Source organism: Streptomyces sp. NPDC008139 (assembly GCF_042957025.1).
Taxonomy (GTDB): domain Bacteria; phylum Actinomycetota; class Actinomycetes; order Streptomycetales; family Streptomycetaceae; genus Actinacidiphila.
In genome coordinates this window covers 256,158-272,134 of sequence record NZ_JBIBHM010000013.1, presented here as the reverse complement: position 1 = coordinate 272,134, position 15,977 = coordinate 256,158, and the positions used below count along the sequence as shown (strand labels likewise).

At 72.4% G+C, this 15,977-nt stretch carries 14 protein-coding genes; 3 read left to right on the top strand and 11 right to left on the bottom strand.

What is annotated here, in order from left to right:
* Nucleotides 1–178: 178 nt before the first annotated feature.
* The 4 genes from ACFZBB_RS27380 to ACFZBB_RS27365 form a co-directional block, all read right to left on the bottom strand.
* Nucleotides 179–940 carry an AIM24 family protein gene (locus ACFZBB_RS27380; protein ID WP_391127497.1) on the bottom strand — a complete coding sequence of 254 codons (762 nt, stop codon included), beginning with the start codon at nucleotides 938–940 and terminating at the stop codon, nucleotides 179–181.
* A 17-nt stretch (nucleotides 941–957) separates the two neighbouring features.
* Nucleotides 958–1,641, bottom strand: coding sequence for an AIM24 family protein (locus ACFZBB_RS27375; RefSeq protein WP_391127494.1), 684 nt, complete (start codon nucleotides 1,639–1,641; stop codon nucleotides 958–960).
* Nucleotides 1,642–1,647: 6 nt separating this feature from the next.
* Nucleotides 1,648–3,288 (bottom strand): TerD family protein, encoded by a 1,641-nt coding sequence (locus ACFZBB_RS27370; RefSeq protein WP_391127491.1) that lies wholly within the window; start codon nucleotides 3,286–3,288, stop codon nucleotides 1,648–1,650.
* 101 nt (nucleotides 3,289–3,389) lie between these two features.
* Nucleotides 3,390–4,022 carry a YgjP-like metallopeptidase domain-containing protein gene (locus tag ACFZBB_RS27365; protein WP_391127489.1) on the bottom strand — a complete coding sequence of 211 codons (633 nt, stop codon included), beginning with the start codon at nucleotides 4,020–4,022 and terminating at the stop codon, nucleotides 3,390–3,392.
* Nucleotides 4,023–4,286: 264 nt separating this feature from the next.
* On the opposite strand from ACFZBB_RS27365, the gene ACFZBB_RS27360 reads away from it, so the two are divergent.
* Entirely contained in the window at nucleotides 4,287–5,480 is a 1,194-nt protein-coding gene (locus tag ACFZBB_RS27360) for a ThiF family adenylyltransferase (RefSeq protein ID WP_391127487.1), read from the top strand.
* A 21-nt stretch (nucleotides 5,481–5,501) separates the two neighbouring features.
* A complete protein-coding gene (locus ACFZBB_RS27355; RefSeq protein ID WP_355348681.1) occupies nucleotides 5,502–6,851 on the top strand; it encodes an AarF/ABC1/UbiB kinase family protein in 1,350 nt (449 codons plus the stop codon).
* A gap of 61 nt (nucleotides 6,852–6,912) precedes the next feature.
* Here the strand turns inward: ACFZBB_RS27355 and ACFZBB_RS27350 are convergent, their stop codons facing one another.
* From ACFZBB_RS27350 to ACFZBB_RS27330, 5 genes are all read right to left on the bottom strand, one after another.
* Nucleotides 6,913–7,092, bottom strand: a complete 180-nt coding sequence (locus ACFZBB_RS27350; protein WP_391127484.1) for a hypothetical protein — start codon at nucleotides 7,090–7,092, stop codon at nucleotides 6,913–6,915.
* 105 nt (nucleotides 7,093–7,197) lie between these two features.
* A complete protein-coding gene (locus ACFZBB_RS27345) occupies nucleotides 7,198–7,446 on the bottom strand; it encodes a hypothetical protein (RefSeq protein ID WP_188283322.1) in 249 nt (82 codons plus the stop codon).
* A 125-nt stretch (nucleotides 7,447–7,571) separates the two neighbouring features.
* Nucleotides 7,572–7,940 (bottom strand): WhiB family transcriptional regulator, encoded by a 369-nt coding sequence (locus tag ACFZBB_RS27340; RefSeq protein WP_391044318.1) that lies wholly within the window; start codon nucleotides 7,938–7,940, stop codon nucleotides 7,572–7,574.
* Nucleotides 7,941–8,095: 155 nt separating this feature from the next.
* Nucleotides 8,096–8,467: a hypothetical protein gene (locus ACFZBB_RS27335; RefSeq protein ID WP_391127481.1), complete on the bottom strand. Its 372-nt coding sequence runs from the start codon at nucleotides 8,465–8,467 to the stop codon at nucleotides 8,096–8,098.
* A gap of 133 nt (nucleotides 8,468–8,600) precedes the next feature.
* Nucleotides 8,601–10,802, bottom strand: a complete 2,202-nt coding sequence (locus ACFZBB_RS27330) for a UvrD-helicase domain-containing protein (protein ID WP_391127478.1) — start codon at nucleotides 10,800–10,802, stop codon at nucleotides 8,601–8,603.
* Nucleotides 10,803–11,027: 225 nt separating this feature from the next.
* Here ACFZBB_RS27330 and ACFZBB_RS27325 point away from each other — a divergent pair, with 225 nt between their 5' ends.
* On the top strand, nucleotides 11,028–11,270 hold the full coding sequence (locus ACFZBB_RS27325) for a mycoredoxin (protein ID WP_355348671.1): 243 nt from the start codon (nucleotides 11,028–11,030) through the stop codon (nucleotides 11,268–11,270).
* Between the two features lie 143 nt (nucleotides 11,271–11,413).
* Here the strand turns inward: ACFZBB_RS27325 and nudC are convergent, their stop codons facing one another.
* Together nudC and ACFZBB_RS27315 are read right to left on the bottom strand one after the other, a co-directional pair.
* A complete protein-coding gene (gene nudC / locus ACFZBB_RS27320) occupies nucleotides 11,414–12,334 on the bottom strand; it encodes an NAD(+) diphosphatase (protein WP_355348668.1) in 921 nt (306 codons plus the stop codon).
* Between the two features lie 105 nt (nucleotides 12,335–12,439).
* Nucleotides 12,440–15,919: a UvrD-helicase domain-containing protein gene (locus tag ACFZBB_RS27315; RefSeq protein ID WP_391127475.1), complete on the bottom strand. Its 3,480-nt coding sequence runs from the start codon at nucleotides 15,917–15,919 to the stop codon at nucleotides 12,440–12,442.
* Nucleotides 15,920–15,977: the final 58 nt, after the last annotated feature.

The following is a 15,977-nucleotide window of genomic DNA, read 5'->3' as shown; positions in this document are numbered from 1 at the left end:
GGCGACCCACCCCCCCCCCTCCCGCGCGGGGCGGGCCGTCACCCGCCCCGGCGGGCCGCGCCCCTCCCCGGGTTTTAAAATGGGGGGGGGCCCCCCCCCGGGGCCCCCCCCCCCACCTCTTTTGTGCGGCTTTTCACGGCCTTCGTACGACGGGGTCAGCGGCTTTCGTGCGGCGAGGTCAGTTGGACCAGATGTTGCCCTGGTTCTGACCGTGGCCCTGCGGGCCCATGCCGTACTGGGCGCGTACGCCCTGGCCGATCACCGCGTTCTGCGGCGGCATCAGCTCGCTGGGCTGGACCAGGACGTGTCCCTGGCCGACGAAGTTCAGCTCCCAGCCCTCGCCGGTGTTGCCGCGGCGGCGGAAGACGGAGGAACTGCTGGTCTGCGCCTGCATCTGGACGCGCAGGCTGGTCGACCAGGCGACCACGGCGTCCGCGTCGCAGGACACGTACTTGTCGGGCGTGACCGGCATCAGCAGCGGCTTGCCCGACGTCATCAGGGCGACCTTGCCCTGCCCCGAGATGTTGAGGTTGTACGCGCCCGTGCCGGACAGGCCGAACTGGCTGTCCACCGCGATCACGTCCCAGTGCAGCCCGGAGTCGAGCGCGAGGACGTACGCGCTGTCGACGGTCAGGCCCTCGTGGTCGACGTCCAGGATGTGGATCTGCTGGGCGAGGTTGGCGAGGTAGACGGTGCCCTGCCCGGAGCAGCGCATCAGGTCGAGGCCCTCGCCGGTGTGGCGGCGGGCGCCGCGCTGGCCCTGCGACTGGTACTCGCCGTCGAATTCGATCATGCCCTGGTAGGCGACCATCGAGCCCTTGCGGGCCAGGCAGTCGGGGCCGGTGTTGCCGTCGAGGCGGACCCGCAGGAGGTAGGAATTCTGCAAGGTGTAGTGGTCCTGGTTCTGGACCTCGGTGAATGCGAAAAGCGGGCTCTGCATGATGGTGTCGCTCCCCCTCAGCCCCGGATCCGGAGACGGTCAGTGCTGTCCTCGCTGGGCTGGACGACCACGAAGCCCTGGCCGGAGAAGGCGATCTGGAAGGCCTCCCCGCTGCCGCGGCCGATCAGCGCCCCGGCCCTGAAGCTGCGCTTGGCCTTCATCTTCAGCCCCGACGACCAGGCGACGAGCGCGTCCGGGTCGACGTAGGTCTCGTCGGCGCCGCTGCCGCAGTCGACCACGATCGGCGTGCCGCGCGAGGTCACCGCGACCCAGCCCTGACCGCTGACCGCGACGTTGAACAGGCCCTGACCGGCGAATTTGGCCAGTCCCTTGACCCGCTCGACACCCCAGGTGAGGTGCGCGTCGAAGGCGAGCAGATTCGTGCCGTTGACGGAGACCGACTCGTTGTTGAGATTGAGACAGACCACGTCGGCGCCGTAGTCGGCGAGGTAGAGCAGGCCGTCACCGCTGCACTTCATCAGCGGGGCGCTCTCGCCGGTCAGCCAGGCCGAGGCCATCTGCCGGACGGCGGGCGGGTTGGGCTCGTACTGCACGAAGCCCTCGTAGGCGACCATCGAGCCGGTGCGCGCGAAGAGGTCCTGGCCGGTCACCATGGCGACCTTGAGCATCGACGAGCCGTGGTTCTCCATCCGGGCGGCCACCGGTGCCGGTGCGTAGCCCGCGATCATCTGCTGGTCCATGGCGGGTCACACCTCGTAGGGCTGGACGACGATGAAATTACCGGGGGCGCCGCGGAACTGGAGGTTCACGGTCTCGCCGCTGTGGCCGGGATACGCGGTCCTGCGCAGCCGTACCTGGCTGGAGACGATCACCTGCGAGGCGGCCGACCAGGCGACGATCGCGTTGCTGTCCGCGTAGGTGGTCGGGGTGACGGGCAGCACCACGGGGGTGCCGTGCGTCTTCACGATGACCGTGCCGGTGCCCTGGAACTGCATGGTGAACAGGGCGCCGCCGGGGATGCCGTGGCCCTCGATCCTGCGCACCTCGTGCTGGAGGGATTCGTCGAAGGCCAGCACATTCTCCGCGGAAACGCAGATGGCGTCGCCCTGGAGCTCGATGGGGTGCAGATAGGCGGCGTTCTCCGCGAAGAAGACCTGGCCGCCGCCGGTGCAGCGCATGAGCTGCATCTCCTGGCCCGTGGCGTTGCCGACGATGCGGCCGGTGAAACCGGCACCCTTGTAGCCGAAATCGACTTTGCCCTGGTAGAGCACCATGCTGCCCTGCCGGGCGAGGACCGGCTGGCCGCCGCCCTGGCCGAGGTCGGCGCGCATCATCTTCGGATTCTGCTGCGTCCAGCGCTGGCCGGTGGGCGTCTCGCGGTACTTCTGCATGGCGGCGGCGAGGCCCGCGTTCTGCGCGGGGACGGCGGGGGCCGCGTAGCCGCCGCCGGGCGGGCCGAGGGGACCCGGCTGGCCCGGCACCTGGCCGAAGGGCGGCTGACCGCCGAATCCGGGGGCGGCGGGGGGCGCGCCGGGCGGCGGGACCTGGCCGAAGGGCGGCTGTCCCGGCGGGGCCTGGCCAGGCGGCGCGGTCAGGGGCGCGACCATGGTGGGCGCCTGGTGGAGGCCGGGGTTGCCGGGCGGCGGCGCGAAGCCCTGGGGCGCGGGCGCGGCGGGCGGGCCGGGAGGCGCGCCGAAGGCGGGCGCGGGAGCCGGGGGCGGTACGGGGGCGGCCGGCGCGGGTGCTCCGAAGGCCGGAGCGGGGGCCGCCGCGGGGCCGGGCGGGGGTGCGAAGCCGGGTACGGCGCCGGGCGGCGCGAAGCCGGGGGCCGCGGCCTGCTCGGGCGCGGCGGGCTCGTCCTCGGCGACCTCGCCGCCGAAATTCCGCAACAGCGCGTCGAGCCCGCCGTCGAAGCCCTGGCCGACGGCGGCGAAACGCCACACGTCCTTGAGATAGATGTCCGCGACCATCACGGCGCGTTCGGTGGTGAATTCCGCGCCGGTGAAGGCGTACCGGGCGACTTCCTCACCGCCCGCGACGAGCCGCAGATAACCGGGGGCGACCTGCGACATCTGCCCGTTGCCGTCGATCGTCGCGGTGAACGCCAGCTTGTGCACGTTCGCCGGTATGCGGTCGAGAGTGACGCGGAAGGACTCGGTGTCGCCGGACTGCGCGCCGAGGAGCTGGATCGACTCCTCGGGCGACTTGGGCTGGTTGAAGAAGATGAAGTAACGGTCGTCCGACAGTTGTTCCTTGTCGTCGAGCCCGAAACAACTGATGTCGAAGGTCAGGCCGGGGCCGGAGATCTGTACACCGACATACAGATCCGTCCCCGCCGTCAGATCACTGATCTTGGCCTTGTGGCCACGCTGGAATTCCCTGGCCATGGATACGACCGTCCCCCATCCCCTCATTGCTGCGCTCGCGATGCGGCGCCTGTGGTGCCGCGCCGACGTGGCGACAGGCTAACCGGTCGTGCCGACAGCGGCTATTCCTCGCGGGAACCGGGCGGATGCGGCAGCCGGTCGGCCGCCACGACGCCCTCCAGGAAGCCGCGGGCGCGCTCGGTGCGCGGATAGCTCTCCAGCAGTCGCCAGAAGCTCGGGCCGTGTCCCGGCACGAGCAGGTGCGCCAGCTCGTGCAACAGGACGTAGTCGATGACGTACTCGGGCATCCCCTGAAGGCGGTGCGACAGGCGGATGCTGCCCTCGGAGGGCGTGCACGAGCCCCAGCGGGAATTCTGGTTGGTGACCCAGCGGACCGTGTCGGGCACGGCCCGGCCGAGCAGATACTGCTCGGACAGCCGTTCCGCGCGGGCGGCCAGCTCGTCGTCGCCGGGCATCCGGCGGCTCTCCTGCGCCGCCAGCTTCTCCAGCATCGTGGTCACCCAGCGCTGCTCCTCGGCCGCCGACATTCGGGCCGGAATCAGCACGACAGTTCGGTCGCCGTCGCGATATGCCGAAACCGTTCGGCGCCTGCGGGCACTGCGGCGCACTTCCACCGCATTGGTCCGTAGGCCGCTTGCGGGCTGGCTGGAGAGGCTACGCGCTGGATCGGCGGACACGCCTTCGACGTTACCCGCTGCGCGTCCGGGAAGTCCCGTCTCCCGGCCGGTTCGCATGGGAATCACCTCGCTTCATACGCATATTGAACGACTATCCCCCACAACCTGTGGATAACTCTCCGGGAGTTTCGCCGGGAAATGGCATGCTGAGTTCTGTCGCTTACGGAGAGTGACGAGGGAAGTCGGAATGGGGAATTTCGCCGGGCGGGTCGCTGGACCGGACGGGCTGGCCGGTGGGTGGCTCTCCCGGTGGACCTCCTGGTGGACCTCCCGGTGGACCTCCTGGTGGATCGAGTGAACGGATGGACGGGGGTGACGGTCATGCGTCCCATGCTCAAGAGCGCGCTGCGCCGCAGTTGGCGGGACAGGGAGAGCGTGCAGTTCGGGGTGGACCCGGCGCACGCGGTGGTGCTGGAGCCGGTCGACGGCGCGGCGGCCGGTTTTCTCGACCTGCTCGACGGCACGCGCGGCGCCGACACGCTGACCCGTGACGCGGGTGCGCTGGGCCTCGGGCCCGCGCAGGTCAGACGGTTGCTGGGGCTGCTCGCCGAGGGCGGTGTGCTGGACGACGCGGCGGCGCACGGCGCGCTGGCGGAGGCGGTACGGCACCGGGCGGCGGCCCTGGACCGGCTGAGACCCGATCTGGCGGCGCTCTCCGTGGTCCACCCCGGCCCCGGCGGGGCGGCGGGCCGGATACGGCACCGCAGGGCGGCACGGGTGCGGGTGCACGGGGCCGGGCGGGTCGGCGCCGCCGTGGCCTCGGTGCTGTCGGCGGCCGGGGTGGGCTCGGTGGACGTGCTGGACAGCGGGCGCGTCGAGCCGTGGGACACCGGCCCCGGCGGCATCCCGGCCGACCACATCGGGGACCGGCGGGACGCGGCGGCCCGTGGCGCGGTACGGCGGGCGGCGCCGGGTCCGCGCACGACGCCGGGCGAGCGCGGCAGGCCCGGCGCCACGGTGGTGGTGATCGCGCCGAGGGACGGGCTGGACGCCTGGGCGCCGGATCCGGGCGAGTCCCGGCGGCTGGTCGCCTCCGGGGTGCCGCATCTCTACACGGGTGTAGTCGAGGGGACGGGCGTGGTCGGTCCGCTGGTGCTGCCGGGGCGGACGGCGTGCGGGGAGTGCCTGGGGCTGCGGCTGGCCGACGAGGACCCGGCCTGGCCCCGGATGCTGGCCCAGCTCAGGTCGGGGCGGCAGCCCGCGGTGCCCGCCTGCGACATCGCGCTGGCCACCTCGGTGGCCGGGCTGGCGGCCGGACACGTGCTGGCGCACCTGGATGGACGGGTGGCGCCGGGGGTAGGCGGCCGGGTGGAGATGTCGCTGTCCCGGCTCACCACCAAGGTCAGGGCGCTGCCCGGTGACAGCCGCTGCGGGTGCGGTGCCGGGACCGCCCGCGGGGCGCGGGACGGCCGGGACACCTGGGGCGACGCAGACGGGGGCAAAGCGGCGGAGCCGACGACAACCGGTGCTCGCTGGGACGGGGCGCCGGTACCGGGGGGCACAATGGCCATGTGACCGACGGGAAATGAGGGGCGCATGTCTGATCTTCCGCGCAAGGCTGTGACCCGTACCGCGAAGCTGGCGGCGCTCCCTCTCGGGTTCGCCGGACGGGCCACGCTCGGACTGGGAAAGCGGCTGGGGGGCAGACCGGCCGACGAGGTCGCGACGGAGTTGCAGGAGCGGACCGCGGAACAGCTCTTCAAGGTGCTCGGCGAGCTGAAGGGCGGGGCCATGAAGTTCGGCCAGGCCCTGTCGGTCTTCGAGTCGGCGCTGCCGGAGGACATCGCCGGACCCTACCGGGCGGCGCTCACCAAGCTCCAGGAGGCCGCCCCGCCGATGCCCGCCCGCACCGTGCACAAGGTGCTGGCGGAGCGGCTGGGCAAGGACTGGCGCTCGCTGTTCAGCGAGTTCGAGGACACCCCGGCCGCCGCCGCGTCGATCGGCCAGGTGCACCGGGCGGTGTGGAGCGACGGGCGCAAGGTCGCGGTGAAGGTCCAGTATCCGGGGGCGGGCGACGCGCTGCTGTCCGACCTGACGCAACTGGGCCGGGTGGCACGGCTGTTCGGGCCGCTGGTGCCGGGGGTGGACGTGAAGCCGCTGCTGGTGGAGTTGCGCGAGCGGGTCGAGGAGGAGCTGGACTACGCCCTGGAGGCCAGGGCGCAGCACGCGCACGCGGAGGAGTTCGCCGAGGACCCGGACGTCCACGTGCCGGATGTGGTGCACCAGGCCGACGAGGTGCTGGTCACCGAGTGGATGGACGGCGTGCCGATGTCGGAGGTGATCTCCGGGGGCAGTCAGGAGATGCGGGACCGCGCGGGGCAGCTCCTGGCGCACTTCCTGTTCGCCGGGCCCGCCCGCACCGGGCTGCTGCACGCCGATCCGCATCCGGGGAATTTCCGGCTGCTGGTCGACGACGGGCCCGCCGAGGGCTGGCGGCTGGGCGTGCTGGACTTCGGCACCGTCGACCGGCTGCCGGAGGGGCTGCCGCTGCCGATCGGCACCGCCCTGCGGCTGGCCCTGGAGAGCGACGCCGACGAGGTCTACGCGATGCTCCGCCAGGAGGGTTTCGTGAAGCCGACGATCAAGCTGGACGCCGAGGCCGTGCTGGACTATCTGCGGCCGATCATCGAACCGGCAGGGCGCGAGGAGTTCACCTTCGACCGGGCGTGGATGCGCGCTCAGGCGGCCCGGATCGCCGACCCGCGCTCACCCGCGCACCAGCTCGGCAAGCAGCTCAATCTGCCGCCCTCCTATCTGCTGATCCACCGCGTCACCCTCAGCACCGTCGGGGTGCTGTGCCAGCTCGGCGCGACGGTCCGGCTCCGCGACGAGCTCAACGCGTGGCTCCCCGGCTTCGACCCCGAGGGCACGGCGGAGTCGGCCTGAGCGGGCGCAGACGCCGGGCGGCAGGGGACGGCTAGGGCTGAAGGCTGGGTGCGGGGCGGCGCTACCACCACGCGGAGTCGAGGCGGCTCTCGATGCTGCGGAGGTGCTGGCGCGCGCACCTGACGCAGAAGTACACGCGGTGTCCGTTCTCGACGGAGCAGGTCCACGTCAGCGGCAGGCCATCGTGGGTCTCGCCGCAGCGGGCGCACGTGGTCGTGGTCTGAGAGTTCTTCTGATCCACTGGTTGACGATACCTCCGCATGCGCCGCGTTTGTCGCCGTAACGCACCGCGGGGCCGGTCCTTTCGGACCGGCCCCGCGTCAAATGTTGGTAACTGCCTGACTGATTACTGCATGACGGCCATCGCCAGTGCCCGGCGGGCACGGAGCGAGGCGCGTTCGGCACGGCGCTGGAGTCGGCGGGCGGCGAGCAGCCGCACGGACCTTCGTTCGTGTTCGGCCTCGTACAGGCGCTGTTGCATATGGGCACGCGCCAGTGCTTCTGGCATGAGTTGCATTTCGAGGTTCCTGTTCTGGTACGACGCGGGGGCGTCGGAAGTACGGGCTGCGGGGATCTCGGTGAGTGTGGGGTTCATCGGGGCCTGATTCTTCGGGTCGAGCGTGAGTGGGCGGTCAATCGTTCCGGGCAGATGCGCCGTGGTGGCGCCTCGGGTGGTGCGGGCCTTCCTGACGTTCCGGGTCGGCCGGGTCCTCCTGGCGGTCATACCGCGACCGCGTCCTTGCGCGGACGGCCACGGGGCCGCTTGCGGGGCACGACAACACCCTGGATGAACAGCTCGCCGCCCCAGACACCCCAGGGCTCGCGGCGGTCCTTGGCCCCGGCGAGGCAGGCCTCACGGACGGGACAGGTCTGGCACAGGGACTTCGCGTACTCGACGTCCGCCGGCGACTCGGCGAAGAAGACCTCCGGGTCGTAGGTGCGGCACGGGACGGGCACGCCGAGTCGCTCGATCTCGTCGTCGAGCTCGGTGAGGGGCAGCAAGGGAGTCTCCGGGTCGTGGTGTGCTTCTGCGGGCGAGCGGTTCAGGTCGGGCTGGGGTCCGGACGGTGCGTGCTGGGCGGTAGGCACGGTTGGTTCGTTCCTCGTCTGTCGGTCCGGCCGGTGGGCCGGTTTTCTGTTTCTGCCTGTCCTGCGGAACAGGCTTTCTGTCTGGAGAGAAAACAGAAGGGCCGCGGATCCCGGTCTGGGATTCCGCGGCCCTGAGGCGCCGACCTGATGCGTTATCAGGCTGGATCACTCCAGGGTTCGAGCCCGCGGAAGGCCCACTTGCCGTACTGCTGCGTCTTCTGCTGTCCATTGCCATTGGCGAAGCCGCCGTTGGCGAAGCCGTCGATAGCGCCCTTGGCCTCAATCGCAGCCTTGGCGGTACCAGCGCCGGCGCCGTTGGCCGCCGCCGCGAAGGCAGAGGCATGCGCCAGAACCTTCGCCGCTACTGCTGCCGCGGGCGCCTGCATCGGTCGCTCGTTCCGCTCACGGATCGGCAGAACCGGGAGCAGGGCGGAGGACAGACGGGTGGCACGCGGCGAAACGCCGAGCGGGCAGGTGGCGACGACCGAACGATCGGTCATTTTCACGGTGGTCATGATGCTGATCATTGGGCTCGCCTCCTCTCGGCGTCGTAGTGCGGATGGAACGGACTGCTAGTACATCACGATCAGACCCGCTCTTGGAAGAGCCGCTCTCGACCGTGCTCCCGAAGGCTATGGGGACTTCCTCGGGATGCGCAAACTATTTTTCCGCCTCTTCTTCAGTTTCTTCGGAAGATCCTTCGACGGCCTCGTTTCCGCCCGGTTCCTCCCCCGCGCACAGCGCCAGAACGTCCGCGCCGAACTTGTCGAGTTTCCGCGCGCCCACCCCCGCGATCTGCGACAACTCCGCCTCGCCGCCGGGCCTGACCTCGGCGATGGCCAGCAGCGTCTTGTCGGTGAAGACGCAGTACGCGGGCTGGCCGAGCGCCTTGGCCTGTTCCATCCGCCACTCGCGCAGCCGTTCGTACAGCGCCTCGTCGAGATCCGAGGGGCAGTCCTCGCAGCGCATCAGTTTGATCTCGCCCGCCTCGGACAGCGTCCGGCCGCAGACCCGGCACAGCACCGGGCCGCGCCGCTTGCGACCGCCGGAGCCGCGCTCCACGCCGCCGCTGCCGCCCGCACCGCGTGCGCCGCGCGGCGCGGAGCCGGGGCGCAGCCCGTCCAGGAAGCGCGAGGGCCTGCGCCCGCCGCGCCCGCCGGGCGAGCGGGACAGCGCCCAGGACAGCGACAGGTGCAGCCGGGCCCTGGTCACCCCGACGTACAGCAGCCGCCGCTCCTCCTCGACCTGCTCGTCGGTCTTGGCGTAGGTGATCGGCAGCGTGCCCTCGGTGAGGCCGACCAGGAAGACCGCGTCCCACTCCAGGCCCTTGGCGGCGTGCAGCGAGCCGAGCGTGACGCCCTCGACGGTCGGGGCGTGCTGCGCGTTGGCCCGCTCGTCCAGTTCCGCGACGAAGTCCGACAGGGTGGCGTCCCGCCGGGCCGCCGCGAAGTCCTCCGACAGCCGGACCAGCGCGGCCAGCGACTCCCAGCGGTCCCGTACCGCGCCGGAGCCAGCCGGCGGCTCGGAGGCCCAGCCGCGGGAGCTGAGCACCGCGCGCACCTGCTGCGGCACGGTGTTGTCGGCCTCTTCCGGGTCGGTGGACGCGCGGGCGGCGCCGCGCAGCAGCAGCCCGGCCTCGCGCACCTCCGGCCGTTCGAAGAAGCGTTCCGCGCCGCGGAGCTGGTACGGCACCCCGGCGTCGGCCAGCGCCTGCTCGTAGACCTCGGACTGGGCGTTGATCCGGTAGAGGACGGCGATCTCACTGGGGCGTACGCCGGAGGCGATCAGCTCCTTGATCCGGCGCGCGGCGCCCTCGGCCTCCGCGGGTTCGTCCGCGTACTCGGAGTACACCGGCTCGGGTCCGGCCTCGCGCTGCGAGATCAGTTCCAGCCGGTGGGCGGCGGCCTGGCCGCGGGCCTTGCCGAGCAGGCCGTTGGCGAGGCCGACGACCTGGGGGGTGGAGCGGTAGTCGCGGACCAGCTTGACCACGGTCGCGTCGGGGTGCCGGGAGCGGAAGCCGAGCAGGAAGTCCGGGGTGGCGCCGGTGAAGGAGTAGATGGTCTGCGAGGCGTCGCCGACCACGCACAGGTCGTCCCGGCCGCCGAGCCACAGCTCCAGCAGCCGCTGCTGGAGCGGGCTGACGTCCTGGTACTCGTCCACGACGAAGTGCTGGTACTGCGACCGCACGGTGTCCGCCACGTCCGGCCGGTCCTGGAGCACCCCGACGGTCAGCAGCAGCACGTCCTCGAAGTCGATCACCCCGCGGTCCCGCTTGAGCTGTTCGTACGTGGTGTAGATCTTCGCCACCTCGGCCGGGTCGCGCGGCACGTCACGGCCGGTCTTGGCCGCCGCGGCCGCGTACTCCTCCGGCACCGTCTGCGTGACCTTGCACCACTCGATCTCGCCGGTGACATCGCGCAGTTCGTTGCGGTCCAGCCTGATCCGACAGCGGGCTCCCGCCTCCGCCACCAGTTGCACTTTGCGCTCCACCAGCCGCGGGATCTCCCCGCCGATCGCCCGCGGCCAGAAGTACTGGAGCTGCCGCAGCGCCGCCGAGTGGAACGTCCGTGCCTGCACACCGCCCGCGCCGAGCTGCCGCAGCCGCCCCCGCATCTCCCCCGCCGCCCGCGCGGTGAAGGTCACCGCGAGCACACTCGCGGGTTGCAGGATCCCGGCCCGCACCCCGTACGCGATCCGGTGCGTGATCGCCCGGGTCTTGCCCGTACCGGCCCCCGCCAGCACGCACACCGGCCCGTGCAGCGCCGTCGCGACGGCGCGCTGCTCGGGGTCGAGTCCGGCGAGCACCGCGTCCGCGGAGTCGGGTTGCGCGGGAAAGAGCGATTCGTGGGTTGTCGCAGTCACCCCGCCACTTTGCCAGGTCCGACCGACACCCCGGCGAAGTTATCCACAGCCGCACGCGAAACCCCCTGGGGACCTGCGCCGGCACCTGCCCCTGGACCCGCACCCGTAACCCGCCCCGTAACCCCCTCGCGACCGACCGGTCGCCCCCCGGAATGCCCACTCCCGCCATGGTGTTCTACTGGCGCACAACCCCCTTCACCCGCAGGCGACGAGGAGCGAGAAGCGATGTCGGGCACCGTGACCATGTACAGCACCACCTGGTGTGGCTACTGCCGTCGGCTGAAGAGCCAGATGGACCGCGAGGGCATCGCGTACACCGAGGTGAACATCGAGGAGGACGCGGAGTCGGCGAAGTTCGTGGAGAAGGCGAACGGCGGCAACCAGACGGTGCCGACCGTGCTGTTCCCCGACGGCTCCACCCTCACCAACCCGTCGCTGGCGCAGGTGAAGCAGAAGATCGGCGCCTGACCCGCACCGTACGCATGAGCCCGTCGTCGCCGTGAGGCGCGGCGGGCTCAGGCGTGGGCGCCGCGGCGGGCTCAGGCGTTGGCGCAGCAGCAGGCTCAGGCGTTGGCACCGCGGCGGGCTCAGGCGTTGCTGCCGCGGCAGGCTCAGGCGTTGGCGCCGGGGCGGGGCAGGGGCTTGCCGTACCAGAGCTCGATGAGCCGGGCGGCGATGGAGATGCCGAAGGGCGGCAGCACTTCGCCGGACTCGAAGGCGGCGCGCAGATCCTCGCGGGAGAACCAGCGGGCCTCGTGGATCTCCTCGCCGTCGACGGTGATCTTCGACGAGGTGGCGTGGGCGTTGAAGCCCAGCATGAGGCTGGAGGGGAAGGGCCAGGGCTGGCTGGCGACGTATTCGACGTCGCCGACGACGACGCCCGCCTCCTCGAAGACCTCGCGGCGTACGGACTGCTCGATGGACTCACCGGGCTCCACGAAGCCCGCGAGGGTCGAGAAGCGGCCTTCGGGCCAGTGGACCTGGCGGCCGAGCAGGGCGCGGTCCTCCTCGTCGGTGACCAGCATGATCACGGCCGGGTCCGTACGCGGGTAGTGCTCGGCGCCGCAGGCGGGGCAGCGGCGGATGTGGCCCGCGGCGGCGATGACGGTGCGCTCGCCGCAGCGGGAGCAGAAGCGGTGCATCCGCTGCCAGTTCTCCAGCGCCACCGCGTGCACCATGAGTCCGGCTTCCAGCGGCGACAGCAGCCCGCCGACCTCGCGCAGCCCCGCGGGACGCGCCTCCTCGTCCATCCGGCCGGGAAGGGTGTCCTTCTGGAGCGCGAAGTAGCGCACGCCGTCCGGGGCCGTGCCCAGGAAGTAGCGGTGCGTCTCGGTTTCCGGGGCGTCGAAGGCGGGGGTCATCACCAGGGCCGTACGCCCGTCGGGCCCGTCCTCGACCAGCACCTGGCCGCCGGAGACGACGAAGACGCGGGTTGTCGGGTGGCTCCAGGCCGCGGCCAGCCACGCCTCGTCCAGGCGGTGGTGCGCGGCTCGGTCGACGCCCTCATGGGTGAGGGCGAGCGGTTGCGACATAGCGTCGAATCCGGTCAAGGCTGCTTTCAACTCCCGGTGGTCGTGCACATACGTGCAGCCTAGCTTGGCGGGTGTGGTCCCGATTTACGCGGTCGGGCCCTGCTTTCACGCGGTCGGGCCCAGCAGCCGCTCAAGACCCTCCCGGTCCGGGAGGTCCGGCGGGCGGATGACCGTCGCCGTGCGGATGTGGAGGAAGGCCGCGGTGACGCGGTCGAGCGGGACGCCCTGGTGCTCCGACCAGGCCAGGCGGTAGACGGCGAGCTGGAGGGGGTCGGCGTCGGTGGCGCGGCCGGTCTTCCAGTCGAGGATCTCGTAGCGGTCGCCGTCCCGGTACACCGCGTCCATCCGGCCGCGGATCACGCGGCCCGCGAGGACCAGGTGGAAGGGGAATTCGACCCGGTACGGGGTGCGGTCGGCGTACGGACCGCGCAGGAAGGCGTCCTTGAGCGCGGCGAGGTCGCGTTCGTCGGCGATGTCGTCGTCGCCCTCGATGCCGGGGAGGTCTTCGGGCCCGAAGAGCGGGCGGGCGTCGAACCGCGACTCGACCCACGCGTGGAAGCGGGTGCCGCGCCGGGCGGCGGGCGCCGGGGGGCGCGGCATGGGCCGGGCCAGGTCGCGGGCGAGACCGTCGGGGTCGGCGGCCAGGCGCAGCAGCTGGGTCGCGGTGAGCGCGGCGGGCAGCGGCACGTCCCGTACGCCCGCCCGCGCCCGCCGCAGCTCGTCGGCGAGCGCGTCGAGGTCCCGGTCCCAGGACGCCACCAGCCGCGCCTCTTCCGCTACGAGACCGGGTTCACCTTCCCCTGCGGGTTCCCGTACGGGTGCGTCCTCCGCCACGAGGCGGCGCGCCGGTACGTCCTCGCGTACGCCGTCCGGCTCCCGTACCGGCGGGCGCTGCGTGGGCAGCGCGTCCCAGTCCGCGACGTCGTCCACGTCGTCCGTGTCGCCCACGTCGTCGTAGGGCGGCTCGTCGTCCGGCTGATCGTCCGGCTGATCGTCCGGCTCGTACGACGGCTCGTACGGCAGCGCCGCCGGGGAATCCGCGCCGGGGACGGGGCCCGCGCCGACCTCCAGGTAGGTGAGGACGGTCTTCGCCGCCCGGCGCCGCCGTTCCAGGGCGGTCGGGTCGAGGGGCAGCGGCCAGGGGGGCTCGACGGGGGCGGCGAGGGCGGGATTCTGCTCGTCCTCGGCCGGGGGCTCCGCCCAGTGCTCGATCTCGCCGTGGCCCGCCTCGCAGTGGGTGCGCAGGGCGTCGAGGAAGGCGGACGGCTCGAACGGCTTCTTCTGGGTGGGGCCCCAGCGGTGGCCGGAGCCCAGCAGCAAGGAGCGCGGGCGGGTGAAGGTGACGTAGCCGAGGCGCAGCTCCTCCACGCGCTGGTGTTCCTTCATGGCCGCGCGGAAGCCGTCGAGCCCGGCGCGGCTCCATTCGGCCACGTCCGGGAGGGTGGCCGCGTCGCCGCGCAGCCCGTGCGGCAGCACTTTCGCGTTGGCGGGCCACAGCTCGCGTCCGCGTTCGCTCGGGAAGCCCTTGGCGACCAGGCCCGGCACGGCCACGACGTCCCACTCCAGGCCCTTGGACTTGTGGGCGGTGAGCACCTTGACGGTGTTCTCGCCGCCGGGCAGCGAGCTGTCGAGGCCCTTCTCGTACTGGATGGCGGTGTGCAGGAAGCCGAGGAAGGCCAGCAGCGTGGCCTCTCCGTCGAGGGCGGCGAAGCCCGCGGCGATGTCGAGGAAGGCGTGCAGGGTCTCGCGGCGGCGGGCGGCGAGCGCGTGCGGGGACGCGGACAGCTCGACTTCGAGGCCGGTGACGGCCAGAACCCGGTGGAGCACGTCCATCAGCGGGTCGGCGAGCGCGCGCCGCAGATCCCTTATCTCCGCGGCGATCCGGGCGAAGCGGACCCGTGCCTCGGGTGAGAACGGCAGGTCGTCGTCCCGGCCGTCGCTCCCGTCGGACCCCGGGGACGCCGGTTCGAGAAATGTCTCCAGCGCGTCCGCCAGCGAGATCACCTCCGCCGGGTCGACGCCCTCGACGGCCGCCGCCAGCGGATCGCGCCCGTCCCCCCCGGCCCCGTACCGCACGAGCTGCCGGGCGCGGCGGCCGAGGAGGGCCAGGTCGCGGGGGCCGATCCGCCAGCGGGGGCCGGTGAGGAGGCGGACGAGGGCGGCGTTCGCGGTGGGGTCGTGCAGGACTTCGCAGACGGCGACGAGGTCGGCGACCTCGGGCAGGTGCAGCAGCCCGGACAGGCCGACGACCTCGACGGGGATGTCGCGGGCGACGAGCGCGGCGTGGAAGTCGGCGAAGTGCGCGGCCGTACGGCACAGGACGGCGATCTCGCCCGCGGGGGTGCCGGTGCGCACGAGGTGGGCGATGGAGTCGGCGAGCCAGGCCGTCTCGTCGTCCTGGGTGGGCAGCAGGGCGCAGCGCACCAGCCCGTCGCGTTCGGCGCCGGGGGCGGGCCGCAGGGCCTCGACGCCTTCGTGGCGGGCGCGCAGTTCGACGGCGAGGGTGTTGGCGAGGTCGAGCAGGCGCCCGCCGGAGCGGCGGTTCTCGCTGAGGGAGTAGCGGTCGGCGGGGCGCCCGTCGGCGTGGGCGAAGTGCCGGGGGAAGTCGTCCAGGTTGGCCACGGAGGCGCCGCGCCAGCCGTAGATGGCCTGGCAGGGGTCACCGACGGCGGTGACGGCGTGCCCGGTGCCGCCGCCGAACAGCCCGGCGAGCAGCAGCCGCTGGGCGACGGAGGTGTCCTGGTACTCGTCGAGCAGCACCACCCGGTACTGGTCGCGCAGGATCGCGCCGACCTCGGCCCTGTCCTGCGCGAGCGTCGCGGACAGCGCGATCTGGTCGCCGAAGTCCAGCAGGTCGCGGGAGCGCTTCTCGGCCCGGTAGTCGGCGGCGAGCCCGGCGAGGTCGAGCCGGGCGCGTACCGCCTGCTTCACCTCGCGCGCCCAGGCGTAGCCACGCGTGGCGGGGTCGATGTCGGCCAGCTCCTCGGCCAGGCGCGTGTCGTACGCCGTCAGCCGCTCGACCGGCACCAGGTGCTCGGCCAGTTCGCCTTCCAGCGCCAGCAGGTCGCCGACGAGTGTGGGCAGGCCCTTGGTGAGCGCCGGATACGGTCCCGGCGCGCGGCGCAGCACCTTCGCGGCGAGCTGGTAGCGGGTGGCGTCGGCGAGCAGCCGCGCGCCGGGCTCCAGGCCGATCCGCATCCCGTGGTCCTTCAGGAGCTGCCCGGCGAAGGAGTGGTAGGTGGCGATCTGCGGGTCGCCCGGCGGGTGTTCGGGGTCGCCCTCCGCCGCCGGGTCCGGGTCGGGGTCGGTGATCCCGGCCCGCGCGAGGGCTCTGCGGACCCGCTCGGACAGCTCGCCCGCCGCCTTGTTGGTGAAGGTCAGGCCCAGCACCTGCTCGGGCGCCACCTGCCCGGTGCCGGTCAGCCACACCACCCGCGCGGCCATCACCGTGGTCTTCCCCGACCCGGCCCCGGCCACGATCACGCCCGGCGCGAGGGGTGCGGTGACGCACGCCATCTGCTCCGGGGTGAACGGGATGCCGAGCAGCTCCTTGAGCTGCTCGGGGTCGGTGAGGGGGGTTGCCACTCGGGTGAGGCTATCCGGCTCCGCCGACAGCCGTGGCGGCGGAACCCTTCATTCCGCG